General features: G+C 59.4%; 22 protein-coding genes. All 22 read right to left on the bottom strand.

The features are described 5' to 3' along the window. Positions 1 to 10: 10 nt before the first annotated feature. Positions 11 to 1,366: a tRNA lysidine(34) synthetase TilS gene (gene tilS, locus RTI30_RS02380; RefSeq protein WP_312260862.1), complete on the bottom strand. Its 1,356-nt coding sequence runs from the start codon at positions 1,364 to 1,366 to the stop codon at positions 11 to 13. Then, positions 1,353 to 2,303: an acetyl-CoA carboxylase carboxyltransferase subunit alpha gene (locus RTI30_RS02375; RefSeq protein ID WP_312260863.1), complete on the bottom strand. Its 951-nt coding sequence runs from the start codon at positions 2,301 to 2,303 to the stop codon at positions 1,353 to 1,355. Before RTI30_RS02375 ends, tilS begins: the two co-directional genes overlap by 14 nt. Positions 2,304 to 2,315: 12 nt before the next feature. Beyond that, complete coding sequence (gene dnaE / locus RTI30_RS02370; RefSeq protein ID WP_312260864.1) at positions 2,316 to 5,807, bottom strand: DNA polymerase III subunit alpha; 3,492 nt, start codon at positions 5,805 to 5,807, stop codon at positions 2,316 to 2,318. After that, on the bottom strand, positions 5,804 to 6,382 hold the full coding sequence (locus RTI30_RS02365) for a ribonuclease HII (protein WP_312260865.1): 579 nt from the start codon (positions 6,380 to 6,382) through the stop codon (positions 5,804 to 5,806). Before RTI30_RS02365 ends, dnaE begins: the two co-directional genes overlap by 4 nt. After that, positions 6,379 to 7,500 carry a lipid-A-disaccharide synthase gene (gene lpxB, locus RTI30_RS02360; RefSeq protein WP_312260867.1) on the bottom strand — a complete coding sequence of 374 codons (1,122 nt, stop codon included), beginning with the start codon at positions 7,498 to 7,500 and terminating at the stop codon, positions 6,379 to 6,381. Before lpxB ends, RTI30_RS02365 begins: the two co-directional genes overlap by 4 nt. Continuing rightward, the gene (locus RTI30_RS02355; protein ID WP_312260869.1) at positions 7,497 to 8,606 is read right to left on the bottom strand and encodes a DegT/DnrJ/EryC1/StrS family aminotransferase; all 1,110 of its coding nucleotides are present in this window, start codon (positions 8,604 to 8,606) and stop codon (positions 7,497 to 7,499) included. The genes lpxB and RTI30_RS02355 overlap by 4 nt, the downstream gene beginning before the upstream one ends. Positions 8,607 to 8,608: 2 nt before the next feature. Further along, positions 8,609 to 9,580 carry a Gfo/Idh/MocA family oxidoreductase gene (locus tag RTI30_RS02350; protein WP_312260870.1) on the bottom strand — a complete coding sequence of 324 codons (972 nt, stop codon included), beginning with the start codon at positions 9,578 to 9,580 and terminating at the stop codon, positions 8,609 to 8,611. Continuing rightward, a complete protein-coding gene (lpxA, locus tag RTI30_RS02345) occupies positions 9,577 to 10,359 on the bottom strand; it encodes an acyl-ACP--UDP-N-acetylglucosamine O-acyltransferase (RefSeq protein WP_312260872.1) in 783 nt (260 codons plus the stop codon). Before lpxA ends, RTI30_RS02350 begins: the two co-directional genes overlap by 4 nt. Beyond that, positions 10,356 to 10,802: a 3-hydroxyacyl-ACP dehydratase FabZ gene (gene fabZ, locus RTI30_RS02340; protein ID WP_312260874.1), complete on the bottom strand. Its 447-nt coding sequence runs from the start codon at positions 10,800 to 10,802 to the stop codon at positions 10,356 to 10,358. Before fabZ ends, lpxA begins: the two co-directional genes overlap by 4 nt. An 8-nt stretch (positions 10,803 to 10,810) precedes the next feature. Continuing rightward, a complete protein-coding gene (gene lpxD / locus RTI30_RS02335) occupies positions 10,811 to 11,857 on the bottom strand; it encodes a UDP-3-O-(3-hydroxymyristoyl)glucosamine N-acyltransferase (RefSeq protein ID WP_312260876.1) in 1,047 nt (348 codons plus the stop codon). Next, complete coding sequence (locus RTI30_RS02330) at positions 11,854 to 12,381, bottom strand: OmpH family outer membrane protein (protein ID WP_312260878.1); 528 nt, start codon at positions 12,379 to 12,381, stop codon at positions 11,854 to 11,856. The genes lpxD and RTI30_RS02330 overlap by 4 nt, the downstream gene beginning before the upstream one ends. Continuing rightward, positions 12,381 to 14,723, bottom strand: coding sequence for an outer membrane protein assembly factor BamA (gene bamA, locus RTI30_RS02325; protein WP_312260963.1), 2,343 nt, complete (start codon positions 14,721 to 14,723; stop codon positions 12,381 to 12,383). The genes RTI30_RS02330 and bamA overlap by 1 nt, the downstream gene beginning before the upstream one ends. 5 nt (positions 14,724 to 14,728) lie before the next feature. After that, positions 14,729 to 16,087 (bottom strand): RIP metalloprotease RseP, encoded by a 1,359-nt coding sequence (rseP, locus tag RTI30_RS02320; RefSeq protein WP_312260880.1) that lies wholly within the window; start codon positions 16,085 to 16,087, stop codon positions 14,729 to 14,731. 6 nt (positions 16,088 to 16,093) lie between these two features. Then, positions 16,094 to 17,257 (bottom strand): 1-deoxy-D-xylulose-5-phosphate reductoisomerase, encoded by a 1,164-nt coding sequence (gene ispC / locus RTI30_RS02315; RefSeq protein WP_312260881.1) that lies wholly within the window; start codon positions 17,255 to 17,257, stop codon positions 16,094 to 16,096. After that, positions 17,254 to 18,054 carry a phosphatidate cytidylyltransferase gene (locus tag RTI30_RS02310; protein ID WP_312260883.1) on the bottom strand — a complete coding sequence of 267 codons (801 nt, stop codon included), beginning with the start codon at positions 18,052 to 18,054 and terminating at the stop codon, positions 17,254 to 17,256. Before RTI30_RS02310 ends, ispC begins: the two co-directional genes overlap by 4 nt. Continuing rightward, positions 18,039 to 18,743, bottom strand: coding sequence for a polyprenyl diphosphate synthase (gene uppS, locus RTI30_RS02305; protein WP_409449672.1), 705 nt, complete (start codon positions 18,741 to 18,743; stop codon positions 18,039 to 18,041). The genes RTI30_RS02310 and uppS overlap by 16 nt, the downstream gene beginning before the upstream one ends. A 61-nt stretch (positions 18,744 to 18,804) precedes the next feature. After that, entirely contained in the window at positions 18,805 to 19,365 is a 561-nt protein-coding gene (frr, locus tag RTI30_RS02300) for a ribosome recycling factor (RefSeq protein WP_312260885.1), read from the bottom strand. Beyond that, positions 19,362 to 20,090, bottom strand: a complete 729-nt coding sequence (gene pyrH, locus RTI30_RS02295) for a UMP kinase (RefSeq protein ID WP_312260887.1) — start codon at positions 20,088 to 20,090, stop codon at positions 19,362 to 19,364. Before pyrH ends, frr begins: the two co-directional genes overlap by 4 nt. Further along, positions 20,090 to 20,959, bottom strand: a complete 870-nt coding sequence (tsf, locus tag RTI30_RS02290) for a translation elongation factor Ts (protein ID WP_312260889.1) — start codon at positions 20,957 to 20,959, stop codon at positions 20,090 to 20,092. Before tsf ends, pyrH begins: the two co-directional genes overlap by 1 nt. Positions 20,960 to 20,995: 36 nt before the next feature. Continuing rightward, positions 20,996 to 21,751: a 30S ribosomal protein S2 gene (gene rpsB / locus RTI30_RS02285; protein WP_312260890.1), complete on the bottom strand. Its 756-nt coding sequence runs from the start codon at positions 21,749 to 21,751 to the stop codon at positions 20,996 to 20,998. A 154-nt stretch (positions 21,752 to 21,905) separates the two neighbouring features. Then, on the bottom strand, positions 21,906 to 22,517 hold the full coding sequence (locus RTI30_RS02280; protein WP_312260891.1) for a DedA family protein: 612 nt from the start codon (positions 22,515 to 22,517) through the stop codon (positions 21,906 to 21,908). Positions 22,518 to 22,522: 5 nt separating this feature from the next. After that, positions 22,523 to 23,558 (bottom strand): Ppx/GppA phosphatase family protein (locus RTI30_RS02275; protein ID WP_312283319.1); only part of this gene is annotated, 1,036 nt, incomplete at its 5' end.

Here is a 23,558-nt window from a genome sequence, read left to right as displayed (position 1 = left end):
CCCGCCCTCCCTACCGGTGGGCAGCAGTCCAATCCACCCAGAGCCACTCCTCCGCGCCGGCCGCTGTGAGCGCCGGCGGGTAAAAGCCGGGGATGCAGAGAATCTCCCCGGCTTCTGTCCATAAGATCGGGATGCGGTCGCGCAAAAAAGGCGGCACTGCGAGCTCCAGCAACAGTTTTTTTACCGGGCGCTTTTGTCCGCTGCGATTGCAATAGAGGCTCCCCTCTTCGCGGCGCCGCCAGTACAGTCGGCTTGCTGCCAGCTGCGTTTTGGTGCCCACCGCCACTGCGCTCTCGCTGAGTTCGACCGGCCGCTCCTTGCCCCAAGCCCAGCGGAATCCGCAGCTTTCCCCGCTGGGTAGCTTGGGTAGCCAAGGTCTTTCATCGAGACAAAAATCCGGCAGCTCGCGCCAGAACCAGAGCCGCTCTCCCTGGCGCCAAAAGAAAACATCCTGCCATTGCAGTCGTTTGCCGCCTTGCTGCGGCCCGCACAGACGCAGAAGGCGCTGCAGGGTGTGCTGGTCGGGCATTGGCACCGCCAAATCGCGCAGCCAACGGCGCAGCAAGACCCGCTGTAGCGGTGGGGACAAGGCCTGCACTGCCCGCACGGGAAGCCAGTGAGGAGGCGACTTCGATGTCGCCCAGATCTCCTGCTTTCGCGCTAGGTACCACGCATCCTCCACGGCGCGCTGATCTGCTAGGTTGGTGGCGCTGCGCGCTAGGCATTCTGAGGCCTTGGGCCAGCCCAAGTCGGCAAGGAGCGGAAAGACGTGTTGACGCACGCGAGCACGGGCATAGCGCGGATCGGCATTGGCCGGATCCTCGATCCACGTAAGCCCGCGTTGCCGCAGGTACTGCTGCAGCTGCGCCCGCGACAAGGTCAAAAAAGGACGCGCCAAGGTACCGCGGCCAAGGGGACGGCGCTCGGGCATGGCCGCCAAGCCATCAATGCCCGCACCACGCAAGAGCTGCAACAGCAGGGTCTCGGCTTGGTCATCGCGATGCTGGGCACTGAGCAGCCAATCCCCTGCCTGCAGTTGCGCGGCCAGCAGGGCATAGCGCCCTTGCCGGGCACGGTCTTCCGGGCCTTCTCCTTCCAGGTCGGCAGGCAGATTAAGCACGGTGCAGGGATAGCCGTAGCGCGCGGCTTGTTGCTCGGCATGCGCAGCCCAGCGATCACTGTCGGGATGCCAGTGGTGATTTACGTGCAACAGGTGCAATTGCAAACCGATGGCCTGCCCAGCCGCCAGTAGGGCCGTGGAATCGCCACCGCCGCTAAAGGCAAGAAAAAGACGTTTTTCTGGGGGAAGGGACCACTCAGTCCAGACTTTGTGGCGCAGCCAAGCCTCGGGCTCAGGCGGCGCCAACGACACCATAGTGCATCAAGCGTTCGTAGCGATGGCTCAACAGCCGACTAGTTTCCAAACTTTTCAGTTGCTGAAGCTGCGCGGCAAAACTCTCGCCAACGCGGCGATAGACCAAGTCGGGGTCGCGATGCGCACCACCCAGGGGCTCTTCGATGACTTCGTCGACCAGCCCGAGAGCCTGTAAGCGGCGCGCCGTGATGCCCAGGGTTTCTGCCGCTTCTGCCGCCTTGCCGGCATCCTTCCACAGAATCGAGGCGCAACCTTCTGGTGAAATCACCGAATACACGCTGTGCTCGAGCATCAACAGGCGATCGCCAACGCCAATAGCCAAAGCGCCACCAGATCCCCCCTCCCCAATCACCAAAGAAATGATGGGCACGGCGAGGTCGGACATCACCGCCAAATTGCGGGCAATGGCCTCGCTCTGGCCACGCTCCTCGGCGCCAATGCCGGGGTAGGCACCAGGGGTGTCGATGAAGGTGAGCACCGGGAGATGAAAGCGCTCCGCCAAACGCATCAGGCGCAGGGCTTTGCGGTATCCCTCGGGACGCGGCATGCCAAAATTGCGCAGAATCTTTTCCTTGGTGTCGCGCCCCTTCTGCTGCCCGATCCAGACCACGCCCTGCCCCCGAAAGCGTGCGAGACCACCGACGATTGCCGCATCGTCGGCGAAGCTGCGGTCACCGGCAAGCACCTCCACCTCGGTGAACAATGCCGCGACATAGTCGAGGGTGTAGGGACGCTGGGAGTGCCTTGCCACCTGTACCGTTTGCCAAGCGCTGAGCTTGCTGTAAATCCGCTGCAGCTCCTTACGCGCCTTGAGTTCCAGGCGCTTGATGTCTTCCTGAATGCCCGGCTGATTGAGGGCCTTGAGCTCTTCCACCTTGCCTTCGAGTTCGGCAATGGGCTGTTCAAAATCGAGATACTGTAATTTCACCCTTTCTCTCTCTCACGCAGAACGCTGACGCCGCAACTCTTCGCGGGAAGAAGCAGCCTCGCTGAGCAGGTTGCCTGCAGGCGCATATTGCCATTCCTGTCGGCTGGGGTCGAGCAATGCCGTCAGGGCAGTACGGAAGACAGCGTTGGCGGCGACACCGCCCGCCGTCGATTCGAGCAGGGCCACCGCCCGCCCATCGGCAAGGCTGAGGGCGATACGTAGGGGTGTTGGCCCCGGGTGGGCGCGGAGCAAAGCCGCCAACTCGGCTACCGCCAACGGCACATCCGGCCCCACATGCAGCACTATCTGCCGGGCCAGCAGTTCGCGGGCCTCGTCGAGCTCGAGCACGCGCTGGGCAGTCAGGCGCAGGCCACCGGCATATTTGTCTTCACTCGTCTCGCCAACGATCAAGAGTGGCTGATCGTCGCGGATCTGGCCGCGAAACTGCTTCCATGTTTCGGAAAAGACCACCACCTCCATGCGCCCGGATTCGTCTTCCAGGGTGAGAAAGAGCATGCGGTCGCCGCGCTTGCTGCGCATACTGCGCCGGGCCACCACCATGCCCGCCAAAAAAACCTGCTGCCCGGCGTTGGCCTGGGCGATTTCCTCGATCCCCAGGGCGCGCAGGTCCGTGCGCAGGGCGCGTAAGGGGTGATCGCTAAGATAAAAACCCAGGGTTTCGCGCTCGCCATTCAGGTCGCTACCCGCCGCAACGGGTACCGGCAGGAGGACGGGACTCGCCCACTCTTCGGGACTATCGTCACCAAAGAGAGAGGATTGGGCGCTGAACGCTTGCCGTTGCTGCTGCTGCGCTGCCTCGAGGAAGCTATCGAGGGAAGCCAGCAATTGTGCCCGGGGTACGGCAAAGCTATCGAGGGCACCGGCCTTGATCAGGGCCTCGAGGCTACGACGATTGATGCGTTGCCCGTCGATGCGGCACAAAAAATCGAAAAAATCGCGGAAGGGCCCGCGCGCGCGGGCTTCGATGATTGCTTGCACCGCCGCCCGTCCCAGCCCCTTGATGGCACCCAGGCCGTAGCGTAGTCCCGCGGCATCCGGACGGAAAGCAAGATCACTGAGCTGCACGCAAGGCGGCAGTATCGCAATGCCCATACGCCGGCATTCGCTGATCATGGCCACGACCTTATCGGTATGGTCCATATCGGCAGTGAGTACGGCAGCCATGAAATGCTGGGGGTAATGGGTTTTGAGGTAGGCAGTCTGATACGACACCAACGCATAGGCGGCGGAGTGCGACTTGTTGAAGCCATACTCGGCAAATTTTTCCATCAAGTCGAAGATGGCGGTGGCCTGATGCACCTCGATGCCATTCTTTGCGGCCCCGGCAAGAAAAATTTCCCGCTGCTTGGCCATTTCTTCCGGCTTCTTTTTACCCATGGCGCGGCGTAGCAAATCCGCTCCGCCCAGTGAATAGTTGGCAAGAACCTGGGCGCACTGCATTACCTGTTCCTGGTAGACGATGACGCCATAGGTGTCTTTGAGGATGGGCTCGAGCAGGGGATGCGGATAGGCGACCTTGGCCTTACCGTGCTTGCGGGCGATGAAGTCATCGACCATGCCCGACTGCAGGGGGCCAGGCCGAAAGAGCGCCACCAGCGCGACGATGTCCTCGAAATTATCCGGCTGCAGACGCCGAATGAGGTCGCGCATGCCCGCGGATTCGAGCTGGAAAACAGCGACGGTTTCGGTGGATTTGAGTAAGGCAAAGGTTTCGGGATCGTCGAGGGGTAGCTTGGCAATGTCGAGAGGCGCCTGCCCTGCCGCCTGGCGCTCGGCGTTGATGCCACGTAAGGCGATGTCGATGATGGTAAGGGTGCGCAAACCCAAAAAGTCGAACTTTACCAAGCCCATTTTCTCGACATCGTCCTTGTCGAGCTGGGTCACATTACCGCTGCCCTCGGCGCCGTCGGTAAAGAGAGGCAAGCGATCCGCCAGCGGCTCCGGCGAGATCACCACCCCACCGGCATGGGTGGAGGCGTGGCGCGGTAACCCCTCGAGGCGCAAAGCGATGTCGAGAAGTTCTCGCACATCATCCTCTTCCTGCTGGCGACGACGGAGTTCCTCCGACTCCTCCAGGGCCTTGGCAAGGGTCATGCCCAAATCCCCGGGCACCAGCTTGGCGAGCTGGTCGACAAAGCCATAGGGTAGGTTGAGCACACGCCCCACATCGCGCACTACCGCTCGCGCCTTGAGGGTACCGAAGGTAATGATCTGGCCAACACGTTCACGGCCGTACTTATCGGCCACGTATTGGATGACACGATCGCGCTGGTCCATGCAGAAATCGATATCGAAATCGGGCATGGAGACCCGCTCCGGATTCAGAAAGCGCTCGAAAAGGAGCGCATTGGCAATCGGATCGAGATCGGTGATGCGCAAAGCATAGGCCACCAAAGAGCCGGCGCCGGAGCCACGCCCCGGGCCCACGGGCACGCCATGATCCTTCGCCCACTGGATGAAGTCGGCAACGATGAGGAAATACCCGGGAAAGCCCATCTGCAGGATGACTTCCACCTCGCGCAGCAGACGCTCGCGATAGGGAATGCTCTCCGTCGCACCCAGTTCCAAGGCCCGCAAACGCTCTTCCAAACCCTGCTCCGCTGCCTTGCGAAAGTAGACCTCGATGGAACTTCCATCGGGGGTAGGAAAATCGGGAAGGGTATACTGGCCTAGGTTCAGGGTGAGATTGCAGGATTTGGCAATTTGCACGGTATTGGCGCAAGCCTCGGGCAGATCGGCAAAAAGTTCCTGCATTTCCTCTGGGCTACGCAGCCGATGCTCGGGGGTAAAACGCCGCGGGCGCCGCTCGTCGGCCAAGGTGTAGCCGGCAGCGATACACTGGCGGGCATCAAAGGCGGGAAAATCGTCGCGATCCAAAAAATGGGCGTTGTTGGTAGCCACCAGGGGCAGATCGAGGGCCAAGGCCAAGGCAAGCGTAGCCTCATTCAGGGCCTCTTGTTCTGCCTCGCCATTGCGTTGCACTTCCAGGTAAAAGGCCTCGGGAAACCATTCTTGGTAGCGCTCGGCCGCGACGCGGGCGCGTGCGGGATCGCGCAAGAGCAGTTGGCCGACCTCCCCCTGCCCAGCCGCAGACAGGGCAATGAGGCCGGAGCGGTCTTCGGCTTCCAGCCAAGCGCGGCGGATGCGCGGCTTGCCATCCACCAAGCCTTCCAGATAGGCGCGGCTCAGCAAATGACTGAGGCTACGGAAGCCCGCGGCGTTACGGCAGAGCAGGATCAAACTCGCTGCCGGCGCCTCGCCCTCTCCTTGCAGCCAGAGCTCGCTACCGATGATGGGTTTGACGCCTTGGGCGCGGGCGGCATTGTAGAATTTGACCAAGGCGAAGAGATTGCCATGGTCGGTAACGGCAATTGCGGGCATGCCCTGGGCCACACAGCGCTGCACCAGTTTTTTGATGGGGATGATCCCATCTTCCAAGGAATATTCCGAATGCACATGCAAGTGCACAAAACCCGGGTTCATCCTTCCTTCCTCAACAGTGCTGCCACTGGCGCAAACTGCCGTCGATGCAATGACGTCACCCCAAAACGACGCAGCGCCAGCAAGTGCGCGGCGGTTCCATAGGCCTGATGACGGCCAAATTCGTACAAAGGGTAGTGTTGATCGAGCAAGCGCATCTCCCGGTCACGCGCCTCCTTGGCCAGGATACTGGCCGCGGCAATGGCATCTACGCGATCGTCTCCTCCTACCATAGCCTCCGCCTGCCAGTGGGACAAGAGACGATTGCCGTCAACCAAGATGCGCTGCGGGCGCAGCGGCAAGGCGCGCAGGGCGCGATCCATGGCGGCAAGGGTGGCGCCGAGAATATTGTCGCGTTCGATCTCCCAGGTGCTGGCGGAGCTGATCGCCCAGGCTTGTGCCTCGGCACGAATGCGCGCAGCGAGCTCCGCACGTCGGCTGGGCGAGAGCTTCTTCGAGTCGCGTAAGCCCGCAATCGGCCGCGCCAACATCACCGCTGCCGCCAACACCGGCCCGGCCAAAGGGCCACGTCCTGCCTCATCTACCCCGGCCACCCCCGGCCCGAGATGCTCGATCACGCCTCCACTCCCAGCAAGCTACGTCGTAAGGCCCGAGCAATCGCCTCATCGCTATCGCCTTGGAGGAGTTCGCGCAGGGGCTGCAGGGCTTGCTCCTGTTCTGCTACCGGCAACTGCTCCAACTCCTGCAGCACCCGCTCGGGTGTGATTTCGCTTTGCAATAACTCAGGGTAGACCCGTTGCTGCAAGAGGATATTGGGAAGGGCGATGTGCGGCACCCGCACCAAGCGTTTGGCAATGGCAAAGGTGAGGCCTTGCATGGCATAGAGGACGATGGCCGGGCGCCGCAGCAAGGCGGTCTCGAGGGTAGCCGTACCAGACGCCACCAAGACCCGGTCGGCGGCCGATAGGAGTTCGGTGCTCTGCCCGCAGAACTCCAGAATCCGCTCCGGGCCTACTCCGGCCTGCTGGCGCCAGAGCGGGCGCAATTCCTCCCGCGCCAGGGCCACGGCAAGCTGCCATTCGGGATGCGCCTGCTGCCAACCCAAGGCCGCAGCCGCCATCGGCCGCGCCAAACGCTGCATCTCGCTACGCCGGCTACCGGGGAGCAAGGCCAAGAGCGGACGCTCCCCCAGCTGCAGGGCTTGGCGCACCGCCGTCTTGTTGGGCACGGCGAGGGTTTGCGCTAGCAAGGGATGAGGCAAGACCTGCGCTGGAATGCCGGCGGCTTGGTAGAGCGGCCGTTCAAAGGGAAAGAGCAGAAAAATCTCGTCGATGCGGCTGCGAATCTGCGTAATCCGCCCGCGCCGCCAAGCCCAAATCTGCGGACCCACCACGTAGAGCACGCGAATTCCCAGGCGCTTCGCCTCCTTGGCAACACGCAGGTTGAAAGCGGGATGGTCGATCAGCACTACGGCATCGGGCCGCTCGCGCCGCAAATACTCCTGAATTTGCCGAAAAAGCCGCCGTAGCGCGCCATAATGGCGGAGGACCTCCACCAAACCCATGACGCCGAGCACCTCGCCATCGGCAATGTTCTGCACTCCAGCGGCTTGCAGTCGCTCGCCAACCACGCCTTGCCAACGCATCTCGATTCCCGCCCGCTGGCAACGTGCCAGCAGATCGAGGCCGAGGTTTTCCCCCGAACGTTCGATGGCGATGACAAAGGCAGTCTTCATCCGCCGCGCAGATGCGCCCGTATGACTCCGGCGATGCGCTCCACCTGCGCCGCTTGCAGCTCCGGAAACATGGGTAGGGAGAGCACCGTGTTTTTGAGTTGCTCCGCCGTCGGGCAAGGCCGCGGGGGTAGATCCGCAAAGGCCTGCTGCTGGTGACAAGGAATGGGATAATAGACCCCACTGGCAATGCCTTCGGCCTGCAGTCGAGCGCGCAGGGCGTCGCGGCCCTCTACCTGAATGGTATATTGATGGAAAACATGTTCCGCCCCCGCGCGGCGCGCCGGCAGCCGCAGGGGTAGATCCGCCAGGGCAGCATCGTAGAGGCTCGCGGCACGGCGCCTGCCTTCATTGTAGCTGTCGAGCTGGCGGAAGAGTTTGCGTAGGATGAGGGCCTGCATCTCATCAAGGCGGCTATTGTAGCCGAGCACCTCATGATGATAGGTCTGCCAGGAGCCATGGTTGCGCAAACCACGTAGGCGCTGGGCGAGGGCATCGTCTTGGGTAAAGACCATGCCGCCATCGCCAGCTCCTCCCAGATTCTTACTGGGGAAGAAGGAAACACAGGCAATACGACCAAAACCGCCAACGCGCTTGCCATCCAAGCGGGCACCGATGGCCTGGGCCATGTCTTCGATGATGGGAATGTCATGGCTTGCGGCCAGGTCCAACAACTCCGGCATTGGCGCCGCTTGACCGTAGAGGTGTACCGGGATGATGGCGCGGGTACGCGGACTGATCAACGGCGCGACGGTCTCGGCACTCACACAAAAATAGTGCTCGTCTACGTCTGCAAAAACGGGGGTTGCACCCACATAGCGCACCGCCTCGGCGGTGGCAATAAAGGTAAACGTTGGAACGATGACTTCATCCCCCGGGCCGATATCGAGGGCACGCAGGGCGAGCAAAAGAGCATCGGTGCCCGAAGCGCAGCCAATACCGTGGGCGAGGCCCAGATAGTCGGCAATCTCTGCCTCCAAGGCGCGGCCTTCGGCGCCGAGGATAAAGGCCGTCTGATCGAGCAAGTGGCCAATACCGGCAAGGATTTCCTCGCGCAGCGGCGCAAAATGGGCGCGCAAATCGACCATGGGAATGGGTTGCTGTTCCATCGTTAGGATTCTCCCAGAGAATTGGGGTGCAAGGTTTGCGACAAAAAGGCGCCGACGGCTTGTCGAACGGCATGCGCCGCCGCCAACGCTGCCCTACCCTCCTGGTCGCTGCAGAGCACCTTGCCTTGCCCTGCCACCGCATCGAGAAAGGTACGAATTTCATATTCCAGGGCGTCGACCGGCTGCAACTCCACCACTTCTTCGGCTATACCGGGAATACCGGGCACCTGCCCCGGCCCGCGCCGATAAAAAGTCAGCCGATTTTGCAGAAAATCTACCGAAGCATAGCGATCCGGCCAAAAGATGCGCATGCGCCGCACTGCCTCGCGCACCACCCGCGAGGCGGCGAGATTGGCCACACTGCCATTGGCCAGGGTCACCCAGGCATTGGCCATGTCGGCCTGCTCGGTTACCGCCGCCACTCCCACGGCCCGCACTTCCCGCAGGGTCGATGCCCCGAGCATCAGGATGAGATCGAGATCATGGATCATCAAATCCATAATGACGTCCACATCCAAGGAACGCGGCTTGAAGGGTGCCAGGCGCTCTGCCTCGATATAGCGCGGCGGCGGGAAGCCCTGGCTGCGAAGATATTGCATTACGACCTGCCCGCGCTCGATCTGCCCTACCGCCACCAGCACGCCGCGCTTGGCGGCTGCAGCGATGAGATCGTCGGCCTCTGCCAAGGTAAAAGTGAAAGGCTTTTCGACCAAGCAGTGTACCCCAAGCGCAATGGCTTGCTGGGCAACCGTATGGTGATGCAGGGTTGGGGTAACGATGGAGATGGCATCGACCTCTGCGAGTAGCGCTTCCAGACTCGAAAACGCCCGACAGCCCAACTCTTCGGCAATTTGTTGTGCTCGGCCGCCGTCGACGTCGTAAACCCCCTGAAAATTACCGATGCGCGCATATTTTTGCGCGTGAAAACGGCCAAGATGCCCTGCACCTACCACCCCAGTACGTAAGAGTTTCATGGTCGCGTAATCCCGCGCTGGGTACTACGGATAAAATCCAAAAGGCGTTGTATTTCCTCCAGCTGCCCAAGTTCTTGCTCGATTTCCGCAATCGCTTCCTCGAGCAGCTTTCCGGAACGAAAAAGCAATCGATAGACGCGTTTCAGAGCGGAGATCTGCTCGCTGCTAAAGCCGCGGCGGCTCAAACCCCGCACATTGATGCCGTGTAAATGGGCGTGATTCCCCGCTGCCATCATATAGGGCGGAATATCCAGTGCGGCCATGGTGCCACCGCCAAGAATGGCGTGGGCGCCAACTCGAGCAAACTGATGCACCGCCGACAAGCCGCCGAGAATGGCATGATCTTCGACGATCACATGCCCCGCCAGAGTCGAAGCATTGGCCATGACCACATGGTCGCCAATGTGGCAGTCGTGGGCGACGTGACAATACGCCATGAAGAGATTATTGGACCCGATTTGCGTAATGCCGCCGCCCTTCACCGTGCCGCGATTGATGGTCACAAATTCGCGAAAAGTATTGTTCGCACCAATCTCCAGCCGCGTCTCCTCGCCGCGGTAGCCGAGGTCCTGGGGCGCGGTGCCAATAGAAGCAAAGGGAAAGATTTGGTTGTTCGGGCCGATATGGCAGGGACCTTCGATGACGGCATGCGCGCCGACCCGAGACCCGGACTCGAGCACCACACCCGATCCAATGACAGCAAAAGGGCCAACACTGCAGCCATCGGCAATGCATGCACTGGCGTCTACCGCAGCTCGCGGATCGATCTGCGCGCTCATGCATCGCGCTCCCGCAAGGTAGCCATGAGCAAAGCCGAAGCAACCAAATTGCCGTCTACCGATGCCGCGGTTTCCATCTGCCACATCCCTGCCTTACGTCGCGTCACTTCCGCCGAAAGGATCAATTGATCACCAGGAATTACCGGTTTCCGGAAACGCGCCTTGTCGATACCGGCAAAATATACGGCAGCATTCTCGCCGTACTTATCTTCCGAAACAAAAGCGAGAATTGCGGCGGCTTGAGCCAGCGCCTCGATGATCAGTACCCCGGGCATTACCGGAAAGTCTGGGAAGTGCCCCTGAAAATGCGGCTCGTTCATGGTCACATTCTTGATCGCCCGCAGGTTTTTATTGGGCTCGACCTCGACAATACGATCGACCAGCAAAAACGGATAGCGATGCGGCAGGCGACGCAGAATCTGGTGGATGTCAAAACCTTCCATACAAACTCCTAGGAGGAAGAGGAATGGGATGCGGGATCGGCGGCTCCGCGCAGACGCCGCAAAATACCATCTAGGCGATGCAGTTGCGCGACGGTGCGACGCCAACGGCGCACCTCCTGCGCGGGAATCACCCCAGAGTAAATCCCTGCCTGCCGAATATCGTGGGTGATGGCGCTTTGCCCGGCAATCACGGTGCCATCGGCAATCTCGATGTGCCCGGCAAAACCTACTTGCCCACCAATGCGACAACCGCGACCGATGCGGGTGCTACCAGCCACGCCCGTCTGTCCGGCAATCACGGTATCAGCACCAATTTCGACATTGTGGCCAATCTGTACCAGATTATCGATCTTTACCCCATCGCCAATGACGGTATCGCCCAGGGCGCCGCGATCGATACAAGTGTTTGCCCCAATCTCCACCCTTGCGCCCAGCACCACCCTGCCGATTTGCGGGATTTTTTCATAACCGCCGGCGCCCTGAGCAAACCCGAAACCATCGGCACCGATTACCGCATTGGCGTGGATGATGCAGTCAGGACCAAGTATCGAACCTGCCAAGACTTTCACCCCAGGATACAGATGGCTACCGGCACCGATTTCTACGCCGGCACCAATGACCACGCCCGCCTCGAGCCACGCGCCGTCACCAATCCGGGCGCCCGCCCCAATTTGCACGAAGTCCTCCACCCGCGTCTGGGCGCCAAGCTCGACATCAGCGGCTATTTCGGCACGCGGGGATATGCCAGGCGAGGGTTGTTCTGGGGGATAAAATAACTGCATCGCCTGCGCAAAACTCAGGTACGGATTATTGCTCCATAGCGCCGCACCAGAATAATCCTGCGCATGCTCTTTGCGTAAAATCAGCGCCCCAGCTCGCGTTTGCGCCAGCAAGGGCAGATATTTGCTATCCTGCAAAAAACTCAGCTGCTGCTCGGTTGCAGTTGCTATCCCGGCGATGCCGTCGAGGCGTAGCGCGGGGTTTCCTCGAAACTCGAGGCCCAGCGCATTTGCCAATTCGGCAAGCAAAAAAGATCGCCGCGCCCGGATGCTCATTTACCCTTACTCGCCTTGGGTTTTTCCATGGCAGCAACTACTTGCTGGGTCAGATCGATTGCGCCGCTTACATATAGAACAGATTTGTCGTTCAGAATCAAGGTGTAGTGACCCTGCTTGCCAATCTGACTAACTACTCGCACCAGCCGCGCCTGGATGTTTTCGAGAATCTGATTACGCTGCATATTGATTTGATCCTGCGCCGACTGTCGCAACTTTTGCAAATCCATCACCATGGCTTGGAGCTGCGCTTCACGCTTTTGCCGTTCGGCATTGCTGAGCTTGGGAAAATCTTGTTCCAACGCCTTTTGCGCAGAAACGATCTGCTGCTGTTTTTGCTCGATCGCTTTTTCCTTTTCCGCAATCAGCTGATTGAGGTTCTTCGCGCCCACCTGTGCTTCCGGGAGCTCGCGCAAGGCCTTGTCAAGGTCGACAAAGCCAATTTTGGGAACCTCGCCCAGCGCTGCCGGCGCCAGACATAGACTACCCACGAGGCAGAGGATGGCACGCCAACAACGACGCATCAGAAAGCATTACCCACGGTGAACTGCAGAGGCTGCGTCAAATCACCCGGCTTCTTGTTGAGCGGGACAGCCAAAGATAGGCGCAACGGTCCGAGCGGACTGATCCAAAGCAGGCCAATACCTGCCGTGGTGCGCATCTCACCAAAGTTGGGGAAATAATTGTTCGAATAACTGTAAGTGTTGGTGCTGCCGCTGACAGGGTTCACGCCGTACACCCAGCCGCTGGCAACAAAGGCATTCATCCGGAAATTTTTATTGTCTTGTAGGCCAGGCAGCGGGAAGTACAGATTGGCATCGAGGAGCAGCTCACGGGTACCGCCCACTGGATAGCCATCGATTTGCGGGCCGAGCGCATAGGTTTGGTAACCAGGCAAGGTCAGCGGACCACCAAGATAGAAGTTATTGAAGAAAGGTACCGGCTTACTAGAGTAGCTGTTGATGAAGCCATAACGCAGCCCTAACCCACCCGAGAGCCAAGAGGTAAAGGGATGGTAGTAATTGGTTTTCACCTCGGCCTTATACCAACGTAGATTGCCCGGTGGTATCGCTGCCTTCAGAGAAAGGCTGCTGTAAATACCCTTGGTGGGGAAAATTGGTGAGTTGGTACTGTCGTAAACCAAATCATTACCAAGCGTTATCGAGTTGGTCGTATTGCCATAGTTATCAATATAATTTTGGTAGAGGGGTATGGGATTACTCGTATCCAAAGTGATACGGGTATGGGTGTAGCCCAAGGACATATAGTCATATACATATTCCATTACTGGAATGCCCAAGGTTACCGCGCCACCAAGATCGACCTCCTGATACGGCGCAACCGCCAAAGTCGATAAGTTGGTATCGTTGCGGAAGATATTGAAGCCGAGACTGATGCCATCGGGCGTGAAATAGGGATCGGTGTAGGAAAGATTGAAGGCGCTTCCCAAGCCACCGACGTTGGCCGAGAATGATAACGCATTGCCGGTGCCCATGAAGTTTTTCTGGGAAATCGAGCCGTTGAACAGAAATCCTTGCGCATTGGAGTAGCCAACACCCACACTGAAGGAACCCGTTGGTCGTTCGTCTACCGCCACATCGAGATCGAGCTGATCGGGGTGGCCGGGTACAGGCACCGTCTTGGTGGTGACATTCTGATAAAAGCCTGTCTGATCGAGACGTAACTTCGAGCGATCAATCAGACTACGGTTGTACAGAGCTCCTTCCATCTGCCGAAATTGCCGACGTACCACATAATCCATACTGCGGTTGTTGTTGCTGATGTTGATACGCCGAATATAGACCCGATGCCCGGGATCGACCTGGAAATTCAGCGCTACCTCATGGGTTTTGGGGTCAACCGTGGGTACTGGTGTGGTATTGGCAAAGGCGTATCCATAATTGCCCAACTCATCCGCAATCGCCTTGTTGGTATCGAGGATTTTTTCTTTTGAGAAGCGCTCACCGGGATGAATTTCTATCAGCTTTTCGAGCTTTTCTCGGGGCAATACCAGATCACCAGTCAGGTCTACTTTGCTTACGTGATAAACGTCCCCTTCGTGAACGTTTACAGTTAGGTACACGAAGCGACGATTAGGAGTAATTTGCACCTGCGTAGATTCGATGGCAAAATTCAGGTAGCCACGGTCGAGATAAAAATTGGTAAGCTTTTCTAAACTCTTAGAAAACTTTTCCTGTGAGTAACGGTCGTTTTTTGTGAAAAACGAAAAGGTGTCGGGCGCGCCAATGGAGAACAGACTACGCAGACGACTCTCGGAGAATGCATGGTTGCCAACGATATTCACTTGTTTGATGGTAGCCTGCTCACCCTGATCGACATCGATGCGGATGGCTACCCGATTGCGCGGCAAGGTTTCCACGTGCGGAGTGATCTTCGCATCGTAGTACCCCATTCCCTCATACTGCTGTTGCAGCCCCTGCACCACCTGATCAAGAGTCGCTTTATTGAAAATATGGCGAACCTCGAGACCGATGCCCTTGAGGGTGGAATTGACCTCATCCTTGGAAAAAGCCTTGATGCCCTTGGTCTCGATACTGGCGATGATGGGCCGCTCTTTCACCACCACGACTAGGTCATTGCCGGAGCGCGCGATGCTCACGTCCTGGAAGAACCCCGTAGAGTAGAGATCCTGCACTGCCTTTTGTGCCAAGGCATCATCCACCGACTCGCCAATATGAATAGGCAGATAATTGTATACCGTGCCCGGCGTGATATGTTGCAAGCCTTTGATTTCGATATTTTGCACAGTGAACGGCGTAAATCCCCATGCGGGAACCAGGGCGGCTGCGCAGAATACGGCCGCCGACAGCGTCAGGGCCCGGGTGGAACGGGTAGGAAGGCGCATTTTCTTCACGGTTTCAACATTCTCACAGTGTCGTTGTAGAGGGCCAGGAATAGAAGCATCAGGATCAGCACTATACCGATCATCTGCGCTTTTTGCATCCATTCTGGTGGCAAGGGCCGGCCGCGGAGGATCTCCGCCAGAGCAAAGAGGACATGGCCACCGTCGAGTACCGGTAGAGGAAAGAGATTGATCACCCCCAAACTGATGCTGAGCAGGGCCAGAAAACTCAGATAGGGAGTGACACCAGCTACGAAACTCTGGCCGGCCACCTCGGCAATGCCCACCGGGCCGCTGATGTTGCGGGTGGACACCGAGCCCTGCAGCATGCGCCAGATCATCTCCACCGACAGACTTGCCACCGACCAACTCTGCTGCGCCCCGTACCCGATGGCAGGGAGGAGGCCACGGCGATGCACGACGATCAGCGACTTCGGCAGGGGCGCGAGGGTAACCCCAAGATATCCTTCGGGTTTACCCTGGGAGAGGATCATTTGCAACTGCACCTGTCCTTCTTGCAACCGGCCCTGGGGGGTCTGCCAGCGCAGGGAGGTTTGCTTGACGCCCTGTTTCTCGATGGCGTGAACGACATCTTGCCAGCTGTAGATGGGCTGACCCCCTATCGTAAGGATACGGTCTCCAGGTTGCAGGCCGAGGGTGGCCGCCGGAGTATGGGGCAGAACCCTTCCGATCACCGGCGGTAGGTAGGGTCCCAAACCCAAGACCTCACCCAGAAAACCCGGGCCGACACTATCCTTGGGAAGCCGTTGCAGCGGCAGCACCGTTTCCTCCGCTTGTCCTTGCGCATTTCGCAGCGTAAGTTTGGCCGCTTGCTCATTCATGGCCGCGGCGAGCAGCTGCTGGCGCAAGCTCTCCCAGTCGTGTACCGCCACCCCGTTGACGGATTCGATACGATCGCCAGCCTGCAAGGTACTGTGTTGGGCGGCAAAATGATGAGGGTCGACGTGACCAATGATCGGCGCAATGCCGGGAATTCCCAGCATACCCACCGCGGCATAGAGAAAAATGGCGAGCACGAAATTTGCGCCCGGCCCGGCAATGGCAATGAGCATACGACGTGCGGGAGGCAAGGTGTTGTAAGCACGCCCGCGGTCGCCGTCGGGCACCGTCTCCCCCGGTGTCGCTTCGAGCATCTTCACATAACCGCCAAAGGGAATCGCCGCCAAGCGAAACTCGATGGCATCCGCGCCAAAGCGGCGCTGCCAGAGCGCCGGACCAAAGCCTACACTAAAGCGCAGAATCCGTACCCCCAGGGCGCGCGCCACAAAAAAATGCCCGGCTTCGTGAAAAGTTACCAGAATGCTGACGGCAATAATGAAGGCCAGAAGGGTGATCAGGATATTCACGCGGGCTCAGGCAGCGCCGGCAAGGGGAATTTGCTGCTGGGCGCGGATACGGGCCTCGGCATCGATAGCCATTACGGCTGGTAGATCCGCCGGACGCTGCGGCTGATACACCTCGAGGGTGGCGGCAACGACTCGCGGAATGCCGAGGAATGGCAGTTTGCCGTCGAGAAAGGCCTGAACGGCAATTTCATTGGCGGCGTTGAGCACCGCCGTGGCCGCCGAACCGCCGGCCAAGGCCTCGAAGGCCAGGGCCAGACAGGGAAAGCGTTGCAAATCCGGCTCCTGAAACTGCAGGGCCGGCCCCCGCGCCAAGTCGAGGGAGGATACGCCGCTATCGATGCGCTCTGGGTAGGCCAGGGCGTGGGCGATAGGAGTACGCATGTCGGGATTACCGAGCTGCGCCAACACCGAGCCATCGAGATACTCCACCATGGAATGGATGATACTTTGTGGGTGGATGAGCACCGAGATACGATCGACGCTCAGGTCAAAAAGCCAACGTGCTTCGATGACCTCGAGGCCTTTGTTCATCATGGTTGCCGAATCGACGGAAATCTTGCGTCCCATGACCCAATTGGGGTGCGCACAAGCCTGCTCCGGCGTGACCTGCGCCAAGTTCGCCAGGGGGGTTTCCCGGAAGGGTCCGCCGGAGGCGGTAAGGATGATGCGGCGCACGCCCCGCTCGTCACCAAAACACTGAAAAATCGCATTGTGCTCGCTATCGATGGGCAGGAGAGTAACGCCATGGCGGCGCACCTCTTCCATGAAGAGCTCACCCGCCATCACCAGACATTCTTTGTTGGCGAGATAGATCTTCTTACCCGCGCGCACGGCGGCGAGGGTCGGTAGCAGCCCCGCGGCGCCGACGATGGCCGCCATGACCTCCTGCACGCCTGGGTAATCCACCGCCGCGCAGAGCGCCTCCTCACCACCGCCGACCTCGATATCGGGAAGATCGGCAAGACGCTCGCGCAGGCGTTGCGCAGCAGCCGGATCGCGCATCACGGCGAGCTTGGGGCGATGCTGGCGGCAGAGCTCCGCCATTTCGTCGACCCGCCCGTTGGCAGTCAAAACCAGCACACGAAAGCGCTCCGGATGGCGGGCCAGGACGTCGAGGGTGCTCTTGCCGATGGAGCCCGTCGCACCAAGGATGCAAATGCCGCGTGTCATAGTTTCCCCCACAGAAACAGTAAGCTGATGAATACTGGCAGGCCCGCCGTCAAGGCATCGAGGCGATCGAGTACACCGCCATGACCGGGCAAAAGCTGACCGCTATCTTTTTGGCCCGCCGAGCGCTTCAACAGACTCTCAAACAGATCGCCCGCCACCCCAAAGGTCGCCACTACAATCCCAATACCAGCCCCAGCAAGGCAGATTGCGGGTTGCCAAGACCAAAAGAGTCCAGCCCCCAGTGTGCCCCCGAGCACGCCGCCAAGCAAGCCGCCCCAGAGCCCGGCCCAGGTCTTGCCCGGACTCAGCATTGGTGCCAAACGCGCGCGACCGAAGCGCTTACCTGCCAACATCGCAAATACATCGGTGAGGATTACGATACCGATGCCCCAGAGCAACCACAGGGGTTGCCTGCCCTGTAACCAAATGCCCAAGGCAAAGGCGGGGATCAGGGCGGGAAAGCCAGCCACGGCAAGAAAACCCGGAGACAACGTGCCGCGCCGGCGCAGCGCAATGAGCAGGACTAGGGTACAGGCCCAAAAGATCGTCGACGCCCCGGCAACGTAGATGGGCAAATCCGGCAACTCGAACAGTAACGGAGTCAACAACAACAAGGTGAAGGCGGCGGCACTCTGCCAAAGTCGCGGATGTCGAACTCCGCTCAGCTGCCACCACTCGCCGGCGGCGAGGATAAATACCAGGACAAGAACCGAAAAAAAGAGCCAGACCGGGCTGTACAGCAGTAGCGGTAGAAAGACCGCCAAAAGAAGAGTGGCAGTGATCAGTCGCTGGCGCAAGCATCATCCAAGATTTGATCGCCCGTGCGACCAAAGCGTCGCTGCCGATGGGCAAAGGATTTTAGCGCCAACTCCAAGGCATTGCCGTCGAAATCCGGCCACAGGGTGTCGGTAAAATAGAACTCGGTATACGCCAACTGCCAAATGAGGAAATTGCTGATTCGCTCCTCACCACCAGTACGAATGAGAAGATCGGGCTCCGGGCTGTCGGCCAAACAGAGTTCTGCGGCAAGGTCTTCTTCACGGAAGGTGTCGAGACTCTCTCCCGATTCCAGGTGCCGGGCGACGGCGCGCTTCGTTGCTTGGGTAATATCCCAGCGGCCACCGTAGTTGACCGCCAAGTTGAGGGTGAGCCGGCGATTTTCGGCCGTTAGGGCCTCGGCCTCGGCGATCAGGGTCTGCAAATCTGCGGCAAGGTTGCTACGCTCGCCGATGATGCGCAAACGCACGCCATTCTCGTGCAGCTTGCGCGCCTCGCGGCGCAAAAGGAGGCGAAAAAGATTCATCAGCAGCCGCACCTCGAGCGGCGGACGGCGCCAATTCTCGGTGCTGAAGGCAAAAAGGGTGAGGTGCGGAATTTTTAAGTCGACACAGCGCTGCACCATCTCTCGCACCACCTCGGCGCCGCGCCGGTGACCAGCCACACGCGGCAAATGCCGGCGGTAGGCCCAACGGCCATTACCATCCATAATGATGGCAATATGCCGAGGATGCTTGTTGGCGGTCTCTGCCGCCAAAGCGGAGCTCAACTCAGACCTCCATCAGGTCTGATTCTTTGGCCTCGATCACCGCTTCCACTTCATCGATGAAACGATCGGTCAGCTTCTGGAATTCCTCTTCCGCGCGCCGCTCTTCATCTTCAGAAATCGCTTTATCTTTGAGCAAACTCTTGACCTGAGCAATGCCATCTCGACGAATGTTGCGAATGGCAACTCGCGCCCCCTCGCCTTCGGAGCGAACGATCTTCACCATCTCCTTGCGTCGCTCCTCGGAAAGCGGCGGCAAAGGTACCCGCACGTTGTCAGAGCCGGCTACCGGATTCAGACCCAAGCCAGCATCGCGGATGGCCTTGTCGATCTTTGGGATCATGTTTTTTTCCCAAGGCGTGACCAGTAGAGAGCGGGCATCCGCCACGCTGACCGAGGAAACTTGCGACAAAGGCGTGGGAGTGCCGTAATAGTCCACTTCCACGGGATCGAGCAGGGCCGTAGTTGCACGGCCCGTTCGCAGTCGCGCCAGTTCACTTTTCAGCGACTCGATGCTCTTCTTCATCCGCAATTCGGCGTCTTTCTTGATTTCCGCAATGCTCATACTTGTGTACCCCGCACCAGAGTCCCCTCTTCCTCGCCTTGCAATACGCGCAGAAGGGCCCCGGGCTTGTTCATGGAAAAGACGATGATTGGCATATCGTTGTCACGACAAAGAGTGATGGCGGTTGCATCCATCACCTGCAATCCCTGCTCCAACACCTGATCGAAACTCAGCTTGCGGTAGCGCATGGCATCGGGATTGGTGACCGGATCGTCGGTGTAGATACCATCGACCTTGGTGCCCTTGAGTACCAGCTCGGCGCCAATTTCGACGGCGCGCAGGCTGGCCGCAGTGTCGGTGGTGAAAAAGGGGTTGCCGGTACCGGCGCCAAAGATGACTACCCGTCCTTTCTCCAGATGACGAATGGCGCGACGACGGATGTACGGCTCTGCTACCTGTTCGATATGCAAAGCCGATTGCACCCGGGTAGGAAGACCCAAATGCTCGAGGGCATCCTGCACCGCCAAGGCATTCATCACCGTCGCCAACATTCCCATATAGTCAGCGGTGGCACGGTCCATACCCTCGGCAGCCTTCGCCATGCCTCGAAAGATGTTACCGCCGCCAATTACCAGAGCGACTTGCACCCCGGCGTCGGCTATCTCCTTGATCTCGGCGGCCATACGCTGCACCACGCCCCGGTCGACGCCGTACTGTCCGTCGCCCATCAGGGCCTCTCCGCTCAGCTTGAGCAGAACCCTCCGGTAGCGCAGCGGGGCCTCCATCAGCTACCCCGTACTTGCGCCATGACCTCGGTGGCAAAGTCCGCCACCGGCGCCTTTTCGATACCCTCGCCCACCTCGTAGCGCACGAACTCGAGTACCTTTGCGCCGCCTGTCTGCTTGAGCAAATCACCTACCGTCTGATCGGGATTTTTTACGAAGGGTTGGCCGGTAAGAGCGATTTCGTTGAGAAATTTATTCATCCGCCCCGAAATCATTTTTTCGATGATCTCCCGGGGCTTGCCCGAATCAGCAGCCTGGGCGATAAGGATTTCCTTCTCTTTCTCCACCCGCTCTGGCGAAACATCTTCCGGATACACGACCTCCGGACGCGAGGCGGCTATGTGCATGGCAAGATCGCGTCCGAGCTCCTCTGAAACCTCTCCTTGCACCGCCACCAACACCCCGATCCGACTGCCGTGCAGATAGCTACCCACTCGCCCTCGGTCGACAGACACTTGCTGCAGACGACGCAAGGCAATGTTCTCGCCCAGTTTGCTGACCAAGGCCTTGCGCTCCTCCTCGAGGGCGCCCGAGGCCAGCGCCGCAAGGTCGGCTCCCTGCTGCAGGGATGCTTCAGCGCAGCGCTTGGCAAAACCCACGAAATCCTCGTTTTTGGCTACAAAATCCGTCTCACAGTTGAGCTCGAGAACCACCGCGCGGCGTTGGTCGGCGCTCGTCGCCACCACCACTACTCCTTCGGCGGCAACACGCCCGGCCTTTTTGTCGGCCTTGGCCAGACCCCGTTTACGCAGAAGGTCGATGGCGGCATCCATATCGCCGTTCGCCTCACTCAGAACCGTCTTGCATTCCATCATGCCAGCGCCGGTACGCTCGCGCAGTTCCTTGACTTGCTGTGCCGTAATTGCCATTGCTTACTCCTGAACTCCGGGATGGAAGGGGGCTGATTAATCTGCGTCGATTTCGATGATCTCTTCGTCTACCTCGACAAAATCGTCGAGAAGATCTGCCTCGATGCCCTGCCGGCCGGCCAGGATCGCATCCGCGGCGAGACTGGCGTACAGCCGAATCGCCCGCGCCGCGTCGTCATTGCCGGGAATCGGGTAGTCGATCAGGGTCGGGTCGCAGTTACTATCGACGACGCCAATCACCGGGATGCCCAACTTCTTGGCCTCGGCAACGGCGATGTTTTCGTGACCGACGTCGATGACGAAAATGGCATCCGGCACCCCGGTCATTTCCTTGATACCGCCCAGGCTGCGCTCCAACTTGTCGAGCTCACGCTGCAGATCGAGAGCCTCTTTCTTGGTGAGTTTCTCGATGGTACCGTCACTGCGCATCTGCTCGAGCTCTTCCATACGGCGCAGAGACTGGCGAATGGTTTTGAAATTGGTCAGGGTGCCGCCCAGCCAACGCTGATTGACGTAGAAAGCGCCGCAGCGCTTGGCCTCTTCGGCAATCACGTCGCGCGCCTGACGCTTGGTGCCCACAAAGAGCACCCGACCATGCTTGCGCGACAGTTGCTCGAGAAACGCCAGCGCGGTGCGCAGCATCGGCAGGGTGTGCTCCAAGTTGATGATGTGGATTCGATTGCGTTCGCCAAAGAGATAGGGCGCCATTTTTGGATGCCAATAACGGGATTGGTGGCCAAAATGCACACCGGCTTCGAGAAGAGCACGCATACTCACAACAGGACTGGTCATGAAAACTCCATAGATTCGGGTTGATCTCCGCCACCGACCCCCGCTTTGCCATCCCGCAGGACACCCGGCAAGCAGGTGTGGGTCGGTGTGTGAATTTGGCCCCAGCGGGCCTGCGGCGCGTTATAGCAAAAAAGACCGTCGACGGCAAACCGAGCTATTGCCGCCTGCGCCGCCACTGCCGCCAAAGAAAGTAGGCCGCGCCCATCAAGAGCAAGACCAAAAACAAGATCTGCACATAGCGCAGCTCGCGCAGAATAACCGGCAGCGAAGCGGCCAGCAGATAGCCAGCGGCACTGATCAGTACCGACCAAAGCAAGGCGGCAACGAGATTGACCCAGAAATAACGGCGCGGATGATAGCGATGCACGCCGAGGAGAATCGGGGTGATGGTGCGGGTGCCATAGATGAAGCGAAAGAGCACGGTAATCCAATCGCCAAAGCGGCGGATCAGGGCTTCCGCGCGCTCCACGTGCCGGCGCAGAAAGCGCGGCAGCCAGCCAACCAGACGTGTGCCGTAGCGATAGCCAAGCAGGTAGAGAATCTGGTCGTTGAGGGTACTGCCGGCCCAGGCCGCCAAAATCACACCGGGCCACGAAAGAATGCCGGTATGCGCCAGGGCACCGGCGATGATCACCACCGCCTCGCCCTCAAAAAGGGTACCGAGAAAGAGAATACCGTAGCCGTAGCGTCGCAAAAATTCGCTAACGTCGGCGAGCGTTACCGGAGTAACCCCTAGATGCGCGAGGATCCAGTTCAGCAGTTCCAAGAGCGTTAGAACAGCAACTGGAATTCGGGGGCCAGCAACTCCCGTTCGTGATCCAAATCGGCATGCAGGAGCGGGGCCTTTTGCTGCCAGCCCGATGCAAAGGACAATTGCAGGGTCTGCCCAAGAATTTGCAGTTCGGGCAAAGACAACTCCGCGGCGCCGCGCTGCAAGAGGATGGCAAGGCGCAGGAGTACCGCCAAGCGCTGCAAAACCGGCGCGTCGTCCATGCTTACCCCCATGGACTGCAACTGTGCAATGTTCAGCAGCTTTTTGCGCTGCATGCGCACCAGCAGGGCCAGAAGATTCTGTTCGCGATTGGAAAAACCGGCGAGGTCGGCATTGCGCCAGATGTATTCGCCGTGCTTGTGAAAACCGGAGTGCGCAATATCCAAACCAATATCGTGGGTGAGAGCAGCCCAGCGCAACCAGGCACCGTGAAGATCCGTAAGCTTCCACTCACGGCAGGAGCTGGCAAAGAGGTGTTCCGCCCGAGTCCAAACCTGGCTATTGCGCTCGCGCTGGCTATGAAAACGCTCCTGGAGACCAAGAACGCTCAACTCGCGACTGTCTTCGTGGTGGATGCGCCCTAAGAGGTCGTAGAGGGCGCCCTCGCGCAGGGCTCCCTCCGAAAAACGCATCTCTTCTAGCTGAAAAGCATCAAAAATTGCCGAGAGGATGGCAAGCCCACCCGGAAACACGGGCACGCGGTCTGCCTTTAAGCCGGGTAAACGGGCAAGGGCGCGAAAACTCCCCAAAGAAAGCAGTTCGTCTTGCAGCCAGCGGAGTCCCGCCGCGCTGATCCGCGAGCCCCGACCATTTTCCTGTAGGATTCGTGCTATTGCTTTGATGGTACCGGAAGAGCCCACGGCTTGATCCCAACCAAAACGGCGATAGTCGCCGATCGTGGGTTCAATGGCCAAACGCACCCGCTGCCGCAGGGCGTGGAAGGCGTCGCGATCGATTTTTTCCCCGGGGAAATACTCCCGCGTCGAGCCCACGCAGCCAAAATGCAGGCTCTCGCGAATACCTGGCTGAAAGCCT

The sequence above is a fragment of the Candidatus Igneacidithiobacillus taiwanensis genome, assembly GCF_031962545.1.
GTDB lineage: Bacteria > Pseudomonadota > Gammaproteobacteria > Acidithiobacillales > Acidithiobacillaceae > Igneacidithiobacillus > Igneacidithiobacillus taiwanensis.
The sequence above is the reverse complement of the archived record's forward strand: the minus strand, read 5'-3'. Positions and strand labels throughout refer to the sequence as shown.